At 58.8% G+C, this 8,521-nt stretch carries 9 protein-coding genes; all 9 read right to left on the bottom strand.

All coding sequences use genetic code 11. The annotated features are described in order from the left end of the window. Positions 1-1,051 (bottom strand): F0F1 ATP synthase subunit beta (gene atpD, locus LJE63_04640; GenBank protein ID MCG6905891.1); only part of this gene is annotated, 1,051 nt, incomplete at its 3' end. A gap of 37 nt (positions 1,052-1,088) precedes the next feature. Next, entirely contained in the window at positions 1,089-1,985 is an 897-nt protein-coding gene (gene atpG, locus LJE63_04635) for an ATP synthase F1 subunit gamma (protein ID MCG6905890.1), read from the bottom strand. 54 nt (positions 1,986-2,039) lie between these two features. Next, on the bottom strand, positions 2,040-3,557 hold the full coding sequence (atpA, locus tag LJE63_04630) for a F0F1 ATP synthase subunit alpha (protein MCG6905889.1): 1,518 nt from the start codon (positions 3,555-3,557) through the stop codon (positions 2,040-2,042). Then, positions 3,557-4,108: a F0F1 ATP synthase subunit delta gene (locus tag LJE63_04625; GenBank protein MCG6905888.1), complete on the bottom strand. Its 552-nt coding sequence runs from the start codon at positions 4,106-4,108 to the stop codon at positions 3,557-3,559. Before LJE63_04625 ends, atpA begins: the two co-directional genes overlap by 1 nt. Beyond that, positions 4,108-4,719, bottom strand: a complete 612-nt coding sequence (locus LJE63_04620) for an ATP synthase F0 subunit B (GenBank protein MCG6905887.1) — start codon at positions 4,717-4,719, stop codon at positions 4,108-4,110. The genes LJE63_04625 and LJE63_04620 overlap by 1 nt, the downstream gene beginning before the upstream one ends. Then, positions 4,720-5,145: an ATPase gene (locus LJE63_04615; GenBank protein MCG6905886.1), complete on the bottom strand. Its 426-nt coding sequence runs from the start codon at positions 5,143-5,145 to the stop codon at positions 4,720-4,722. It abuts the gene before it with no gap. A gap of 127 nt (positions 5,146-5,272) precedes the next feature. After that, on the bottom strand, positions 5,273-5,695 hold the full coding sequence (locus tag LJE63_04610) for a polymer-forming cytoskeletal protein (protein MCG6905885.1): 423 nt from the start codon (positions 5,693-5,695) through the stop codon (positions 5,273-5,275). A gap of 49 nt (positions 5,696-5,744) precedes the next feature. Continuing rightward, positions 5,745-6,848, bottom strand: a complete 1,104-nt coding sequence (gene rodA / locus LJE63_04605) for a rod shape-determining protein RodA (protein ID MCG6905884.1) — start codon at positions 6,846-6,848, stop codon at positions 5,745-5,747. Between the two features lie 75 nt (positions 6,849-6,923). Beyond that, positions 6,924-8,521: penicillin-binding protein 2 (mrdA, locus tag LJE63_04600; protein MCG6905883.1), on the bottom strand; the 1,598-nt coding region annotated here is incomplete at its 5' end.

Genomic DNA, 8,521 nt, shown 5'->3' with positions numbered 1-8,521 from the left:
GGGAGGTGGAGTCCAGCGGATCCACGGCCGGATAGATGCCGAGCTCGGCGATCTGACGGGAGAGCACCACGGTGCCGTCCAGATGGGCGAACGTGGTTGCCGGCGCCGGGTCGGTCAAGTCGTCGGCGGGCACGTAGACGCACTGAACAGCGGTGATCGAGCCCTTGTCCGTGGAGGTGATCCGCTCTTGCAGAGCGCCGAGGTCAGTGGCCAGAGTGGGCTGGTATCCAACCGCGGAAGGCATGCGCCCGAGAAGCGCGGAGACCTCGGAACCGGCCTGGGTGAAGCGGAAAATATTGTCGATGAAAATCAGCACATCCTGGCCTTCGACATCCCGAAAATACTCCGCGGCCGTCAAAGCGGAAAGTGCCACCCGCGCGCGGGCTCCCGGCGGTTCCGTCATCTGGCCGTAAATCAGGGCCGCTTTAGGCAGAACACCGGAATCCTTCATTTCATGATAGAGGTCGTTGCCCTCGCGGGTTCTTTCCCCGACGCCGGCAAAAACGGAAATACCGCCGTGCTGCATGGCAATATTGTTGACCATTTCCATCATGATAACGGTTTTACCGACCCCGGCACCACCGAACATCCCCATCTTGCCGCCGCGCGGAAAGGGAACCAGAAGATCGATAACCTTTACCCCGGTTTCCAAAACGCGCACCGAGGTGTCCTGCTCGGTGAAGGCCGGTGCGGCGCGGTGAATCGGCATGGTTTTTTCCATGCTGACCGGCCCCAACCCATCCACAGGTCGCCCGACCACGTTGAGCACCCGGCCAAGGCCGGCCTCGCCCACCGGCATCATGATGGGCCCCCCGGTGTCTTTCACCGGCATTCCGCGGACCAATCCGTCGGTGACGTCCATGGCGATAGTCCGCACCACGTTGTCTCCCAGGTGCTGGGCGACTTCGACAACCAGGTTGTCAGGCTCATCGCTGATTGCCGGGTTGCTGATCAAAAGCGCCGTCAGAATTTCAGGCAACTTGCTTTGCTCAAACTCGACGTCAACAACAGGCCCCATTACCTGCTTGATAACACCAATGTTCTCTCCCATCTAACACCCTCCTATCCAGCTGATTGCCGTAATTTGGTTACCCCTTAAGCGCTTCGGCACCGCCGACGATGTCCATCAGGTCCGCGGTAATGGCTGCCTGACGGGCCTTGTTATACGCAAGGGTTAGGCTGTCGATCATATCGTTGCATGCCTTGGTGGCATTATCCATGGCGGTCATCCGCGCAGCGTGTTCGCTGGTGGAGGTTTCCAAAAGCGCGTTGTAAAGCTGCACGTAAATATTTCTGGGCAGCATTTCGCCCAAAAGCTCGGCTGCCGATGGCTCGCAAATATGCTCAGGCAAATACGCCTTTTCTCCTTCTTCGACATCCTGCTCGGAGGTCTCGATGGGCGGAATCGGCAGCAACTGTTTGACGGTCGGAATCTGTCGGGATAGACTCTGGAACTCGGAAAAGACCAGATGGACCTCATCGTATTCGCCATCGAGAAAGCCATCGATGAGCGTGCGGCCGGAAAGCGAGGCGATGCTAAATCCGAAACGCCCGCCCACAATGCCCAAATGAGCGTTCACGATCTCCATTTTGTTTTTCCGGGCCCAGTCACGCCCTTTTTTGCCGAAATTTGAAAACGAAAACGCCACCTCGTTTGCCGCCGCTTTGGCCTTTACGAACTTCTCGGCGGCAGAGATCAGGTTGGTGTTAAAACCGCCGCAAAGACCCCGGTCCGAGGTAAGCAACACAACGTGAATCTTTTTGACCTCTTCACGCGCGACCAGCAGGGGGCTCGCCTCTTCACCGGCCTTCTGCGCCAAGCTCCCCAACACTTCGGCAAACTTGCTGGCGTAGGGCCGAAAAGCTTCCATGGTGGCCTGTGCACCACGCAGCTTGGAGGTCGCCACCATGTTCATCGCCTTGGTGATCTGCTTGGTCTTCTTGACCGCGGCAATTTTTAGTTGGACATCTTTTAAAGTCGCCATATAATTCAGCCCTTATGAGTTTCTCGAATTATGGTTTGACCCCCTGCAGCCAAATTACTTGATGGTGTCTTTGAACTCTTCATCGTAGGCTTTCAAGGCGTCCTTCATCATCGCGTCCAACGCATCGTCGATGGCCTGCTTTTCTTTGAGCTCAGCAAATACCTTCGGGTAGCGATCCTCGATGAAGGGATACAGTCCGGCTTCGTATTTAGCGACGACGTCAATCGGGTATTTGTCGAGAAAACCGCGGGTTCCGGCGAAAAGGATCATAACCTGTTTTTCCATCGTCAACGGCTGATATTGCGGCTGCTTTAGGATCTCCACCAGCCGCTGCCCGCGAGTGAGCTGGCGCTGGGTGGAGGCATCAAGGTCGCTGCCGAAAGCCGCGAAGGCCTCCAACTCGCGGAACTGGGCCATATCCAGGCGCAAGGTACCCGCCACCTGCTTCATGGCCTTGACCTGGGCCGCACCGCCGACCCGCGAAACGGAAAGACCGACGTTGATGGCCGGTCGCACACCGGCAAAAAAGAGTGCCGGCTCGAGGTAAATCTGGCCGTCGGTAATGGAAATCACGTTGGTGGGAATGTAAGCCGAAACGTCGCCGGCCTGGGTTTCGATAATGGGCAGCGCCGTCAGGGAGCCGGCCCCCAATTCGTCGTTGAGCTTGGCAGAGCGCTCCAGCAGACGGGAGTGATTATAGAAAATGTCGCCGGGAAAGGCTTCGCGTCCGGGGGGGCGCCGGAGCAGCAGAGAAACTTGCCGATAGGCGACCGCCTGCTTGGAAAGGTCATCATAGATAATCAGCGCGTGCTGCCCTTTGTCCCGGAAGTACTCACCCATGGCGCATCCGGCGTAGGGAGCGACGTATTGCAGGGTGGCCGGGTCACTGGCGCAGGCCGCGACCACGGTGGTGTATTCCATGGCGCCTTCGCGTTCCAGGACGGCCACCACTTGGGCCACGGTGGACTTTTTCTGCCCGCACGCAACGTAAATGCAGAAGACATCGGTTTCTTTCTGGGCGATAATGGCGTCCACGGCGCAAGCCGTTTTCCCGATCTGGCGGTCCCCGATGATGAGCTCGCGCTGCCCCTTACCCACCGGCGTCATGGCATCCACCGCCTTGAGCCCGGTATAGCAGGGTTCATGGACGCTCTTGCGGGCGATGACCCCGGGCGCCACCATTTCCACGCGGCGGGTTTCGGCCCCTTCGATGGGCCCCTTTCCGTCTATCGGTTCGCCCACGGCGGATAACACCCGGCCGAGGACCGCTTCGCCGACCGGTACCTGAGCGATCCGGCCGGTGCGCTTGACCAGATCCCCCTCCTTGATGTTGAAGTCTTCACCCATGACGGCCACGCCGACATTGTCCTCTTCGAGGTTGAGGACCAGCCCGAGAATGCCGCCCGTGAACTCTACCAGTTCCATGGCCATGACCTTCTCGAGGCCGTAGACACGGGCAATGCCGTCACCCACCGACAAGACGATACCGGTTTCGCTAAGCTCGACCTTCTTGTCGTAATCCGTAATCTGCTCTTTGATGATCTGGCTTATCTCTTCAGCTCTTAGTTCCATTAGACACTCTCACCCCTCTTTAAAGATTCCCTCATGTTGAGTAATTGAGTTCTGACACTACCATCCAGAACAAGATCGCCGATCCTGGTGATAATCCCCCCAATCAGGTCGGGGTCCTGTTCCACCTCCAGAATGATATTTCGCCCGGTTTTTTTAGACAGGGCGTCGCGAATCTTTTCTACGGTTTCGGATGAAAGCTCCGTGGCCGAGACCAAGCTGGCGCGCGCAATCCCCTTGAGTTCGTCGGCAAGCTTCTGGTAGAAATCATTGATACTGACAAGAAAATTGATCCGCCCCTTGTCAAACACAAAAAGCAGAAATGAGGACATCAACTGCGAAAGTTCCAGTTTTTCGATCAGGGACTTGAGGACCTCTTTGCGACCGGCTGCATCATACAGCGGGTTGCTCAGAGTCCGCCCAAGGGCTTCGTGCTGGGTGATCAGACCTGCCACCGCGGCCAGTTCCTTTTTGTAGGTCTCCGCCTGGCCGTCATCCTTGCCAATCAACAGAAGCGCCTTGGCATAACGCCGTGCGATTGCCAAATTCCTCATTATGCCACCACCTTATCCAAGTATTCGTCAACCAGCTTTACCTGATCCTCAGCCGTTATTTGCCCCTTGACCATCTCCTCGGCCGCAGCCAGCGCCTTTTCCACAATCTCCGACTTCAGCTTGTTTTTGGCCTGCATGAATTCATGGTCGATATTGCGGCGGGCCTGTTCCTCCAGCCTGACCGCAGCCGCCTTGGCCTCCTCCAGAATCCGGGCCTTGGCGTCTTTACCCTGCTGGATGTAGCCCTCGACGATCTTCTCCGCCTCCTGGTCCAGCAGCGTCAGCTTCTGATTGTACTGGGCCAGCTGCGCCTCGGCCTCTTTTTTTTTGGCTTCCAAATCGGCCAACTGGTCTTGAATGCCCTTGATGCGGCCCTTCAAACCCTGGGAAACCGGCTTACGAGCGAGAAAAAAGAGCCCGACCGCCAGCACCAGGAAATTCATGACGCGGAAGGTGTCCGTTGCCACCCAGCCTTTGGTGCCATGATCGCCTTCATGCCCCTCGCCGGTGGCGCAAAAGCCCCCGGCGGCGAACAAAAAAAGCGCCAACATCACCACAGCGGCAATGATCGCGCCCCGTTTTTGAACTCGTCGCAGCGTTGGAATTTTCATTTAGATGGCCCTCCCCAGAATTTTCTGACCGATCGCTTTGGCAAAGCCCTCGACCTCCCCCTGCAGCGCCGCCCGGACGGCCTCGGCATCCCTGGAGATTTTTTCCCGAACGGCTGCCAGCTCGGCCTGGGCCTTGGCGTTGATTTCCCCGACGATCCGTTTCTCCTCCTCCCCTGCTTCCTGCAGGAAGGAATCTTTTTCTTTCAGCCCCCTGGCGCGCGCCGCTTTGATTCCCTGGTCAAAAGCCGCTTCACGCGCTCTGGCCTCCTCCAGGGAGGTCTCGGCACCCTGCTGAAGGGCCAATACTTTCTCTTTGCGCTGGATCAGGATCTTGCGGATCGGCTTGTATAAAACGAGGTTCAGCACCCAGATCAGGACAATGAAATTGACGATCTGGATAAACAGGGAGACATCAACGTTTACCATGGCTGCCCTCCACTAAGAAATAATTTCGTATCGCTGGAACAGCTAGACAGGCTCAAATCCAGAAGTGATGCGAGCATCAAACACGCGCGCTCTATACCATTACTCAGATTTCGTTGTCAAAGGTTTTTTACATTCTTTCCTTTGGCTCCTCACCGCTCCTGGCGTTGCCGGCAGCTTGGGGGCCGGTCTTTTCCCCGACCCCGGCGGCAGCGGCGGTCATGGTACATTTCCCGTTGAAAGCGACCCCGGCGGCGATCGCGACCACGGGCGCCGCGATGTCGCCCGTGACCCGGGCCGGTGGGTGGAGTTCGATGCGATCGCGGGCCTGAATCGTTCCGGTGAGCGCCCCCTTGACGATCACGGTGTCCACCGTGACCGCAGCCTCGATCTGGGCGCTTTCACCCACGATCAGCGTCCCGTCGTCGCTGGTGATGTCCCCTCTAACCTTGCCGTCCAGGCGCATACTGCCCTGGAAGGCGATGGTGCCCTCGATTTCCGCATCGGGCCCCAGAAAGGTGGAAATCGCCTCCCCCCTTTTGTCTTTCTTCATTATTCCCCCTGCCCCGGACAGCTGGTCCCGGCTTCGGCAGCACCCTTTTTCACTCAAACAGAAAGCGCCGCATGCTGACGTTCAGCAATATCCCGACGCACACCATGATGGTCAAGATTGAGGAGCCGCCGTAGCTGACAAACGGCAACGGCACCCCCACCACCGGCATCAGCCCCATCACCATCCCGATGTTGATGAACACCTGCCAGAAAATCATGGCCGTCACCCCCACGCAGAGAATCGCTCCGAATGGCTCCCGGCAGTTGTAGGCGATATTGAGACCCCACAGAATCAGGACCAGAAAGACCACCAGAAGGATTAAAGCGCCCACGAACCCCCACTCCTCGGAGAATACCGAAAAGATAAAATCGGTATGCTGTTCGGGTAAAAACGAAAGGGCGTTCTGGGTTCCCTGGAGAAACCCCTTGCCCGTCAGCATGCCGGAGCCGATGGCGATTTTGGACTGGATGATATGGTACCCCGCGCCGAGGGGATCCCGATCCGGGTTCAAAAATGTGAGAATGCGCTGTTTTTGGTATCCCTTGAGATCAAACCAGACCAGCGGCACGGCAACGGCGCCGGCAGCGAGCAGATAGAGCAGCGATCGGCGTTCGATTTTAACATAGGCGGTCATGGTCCCCGCAATCAGCAGGATCACCATTGCGGTGCCCAGATCGGGCTGTTGGACGATCAGCGCAAAGGGCAGCATCACCAGCAGCAGGGGAACGACCAAATCCCGCAGGGTGAAGCCGCGGGTGGTCGCAAACCGCGAATAGAAGCGGGCCAGAACGATAATCACGCCGATCTTGATCAGCTCCGAGGGCTGGATCGAGATGGGCCCAAAGTCGATCCAGCGCCGCGCACCGCCGACGTACTTGCCGAACAGCAGCACCCAGGCCAGCAAAAGGTTGCACCCAAAGTAGATAACATAGGCCCAGCGATCCAGCGATTTGTAACTGAAAAGAAATATGGCGACCATGACCCCCAGGCCGCCGCCGTACCAGATCAACTGTTTTACGAAGAGGGACCCGTGAGGCATCCCGGGGTCGCCGTTAACGGCACTGTAGAGCGCCCCGAGGCCGAGGGCGGCGATCAGGACGGTGACCCCCAGCAGGCCCCAGTCGAAATACTGTATCAGTCGTCGATCAAACATCGGGGGTCTCCTCCGTGGTGTCCCTGACGGGCGGTCCCAAACCGCCGCCCTTGGCTGGAGGCAAGTTCAACTGCCTCATCCCGGCGGCATTCCGAAATCGTCGACCGCCGGGGCCTCGACCGCACCGGCCGCCACCGTCTGCGAGAGCGGGGAGCGCAAGTAGGTCTTGATCAGTTCACGTGCAATCGGGCTGGCCGCACTGGAACCGTGCTCCCCGTGTTCGACGATCACCGCCACGGCAATCCGGGGATTTTCAGCGGGCGCATAGGCAACAAACCAGGCGTGGGAGTTGAGAAAGGCGGGTCTTTCCTGGGCAAAAAGGGCTTCGTTTTTTTTACGGCTGAAGACTTGGGCGGTACCGGTTTTCCCGCAAACATCGATTCCGGCGATGCGCGCCACCCAGGCCGTCCCGGTTTTCTGATTGACCACCTTCCAGAGCCCCCTGCGGACAATGTCGAGTGTTTTCGGGCTGACGGGCAGGTGGCCGATCTCCTCGGGGCGGCATGAATAGAGGATTTCCCCGTCGGGGTTGCGCAGAGATTGGAGAATCAGCGGCCGCAGACGGGAGCCGCCGTTTCCCACGGCGGCGGTCAGGGCCAGCATTTGCAGGGGCGTCGTCAGATTGTAGCCCTGCCCGATGGCCACCGAGAGCGTCTCGCCGGCCTGCCAGGATACTCCCGTGCGCTGTTTTTTCCAGTCGGCCGTCGGCACCAAACCCGCAGCCTCATGGGCGATGTCGATCCCGGCGGGGGTCCCCAGTCCGCAGGCCTTGGCGTACCAAGCCAGCCGATCGACCCCGAGCTTCTGTCCGACCTGGTAGAAAAAGACATCGCAAGACTTTTCGATGGCCTCGACCACGTTGAGCTTTCCGTGCCCGCCTCTTTTCCAGCAGCGAAAAGTCCGGTTGCCCAACCGGTAGTGCCCCGGACAGAATAAAGTGGTGTTCTCATCGATGACCCCCTCTTCCAGCCCGGCGATGGCGGTGATGATCTTGTAGGTGGAGGCCGGCGGGTAGGCGCCCTGAATGGCCTTGTTTTCAAGCGGCCGGAAAGGGTTGGCGCGGATTTCGTCCCAGACCTGGTTGGAGAGACCCGAGACGAAATCATTCTGATCGAATGTGGGGCTGCTGGCAATGGCCAGGACCTCGCCGGTGGACGGGTCCATGGCGACGGCCGCACCGGCGATGCCCTCCAGCAGTGTTTCGGCTTTGCGCTGCAGTTCCTGGTCGATGGTCAGAAAGATATTTTTGCCCGGTGTCGCCGGGACGGTTTGCAACACCCGGACCACCTGTCCGTTGGCGTTGACCTCCACCTGACGCCCCCCGCGCTCCCCCTTGAGATATTTTTCAAACGTCTTTTCAACGCCGGACTTGCCGATGAAATCACCGGCCCGGGCTTCCGGGAAAAGCCCCTTTTGCAGTTCCGCGACGCTGATTTCGCCAAGGTAACCCAGAAGGTGGGCGGCACTGGTTTCATGAATGTAATGGCGCCGGGGGACCACGTTGACGACCACACCGGGCAGGTCGAACTTGTGGGCCTCCAGCACGGCCAGGGTATCACGGCTGATGTCGCGCTCGACGATCACCGGCTTGTAGGCGGCCTCCCCGTTGCGACGCGCTAGCCGGTCCCGGAGCTCGACCTCCTCGAGGTGGAGGTAACCCGCCAGGCGGGCCA

The sequence above is a fragment of the Desulfobacteraceae bacterium genome, from assembly GCA_022340425.1.
Taxonomy (GTDB): Bacteria; Desulfobacterota; Desulfobacteria; order Desulfobacterales; family JAABRJ01; genus JAABRJ01.
The sequence above is the reverse complement of the archived record's forward strand: the minus strand, read 5'-3'. Positions and strand labels throughout refer to the sequence as shown.

What these genes read in the sequence shown, in the direction of transcription:
- atpG (MCG6905890.1), bottom strand. Translation starts at nt 1,985, where the DNA reads ATGGCGACTTTAAAAGATGTCCAACTAAAAATTGCCGCGGTCAAGAAG.
- atpA (MCG6905889.1), bottom strand. Translation starts at nt 3,557, where the DNA reads ATGGAACTAAGAGCTGAAGAGATAAGCCAGATCATCAAAGAGCAGATT.
- LJE63_04625 (MCG6905888.1), bottom strand. Translation starts at nt 4,108, where the DNA reads ATGAGGAATTTGGCAATCGCACGGCGTTATGCCAAGGCGCTTCTGTTG.
- LJE63_04620 (MCG6905887.1), bottom strand. Translation starts at nt 4,719, where the DNA reads ATGAAAATTCCAACGCTGCGACGAGTTCAAAAACGGGGCGCGATCATT.
- LJE63_04615 (MCG6905886.1), bottom strand. Translation starts at nt 5,145, where the DNA reads ATGGTAAACGTTGATGTCTCCCTGTTTATCCAGATCGTCAATTTCATT.
- LJE63_04610 (MCG6905885.1), bottom strand. Translation starts at nt 5,695, where the DNA reads ATGAAGAAAGACAAAAGGGGGGAGGCGATTTCCACCTTTCTGGGGCCC.
- rodA (MCG6905884.1), bottom strand. Translation starts at nt 6,848, where the DNA reads ATGTTTGATCGACGACTGATACAGTATTTCGACTGGGGCCTGCTGGGG.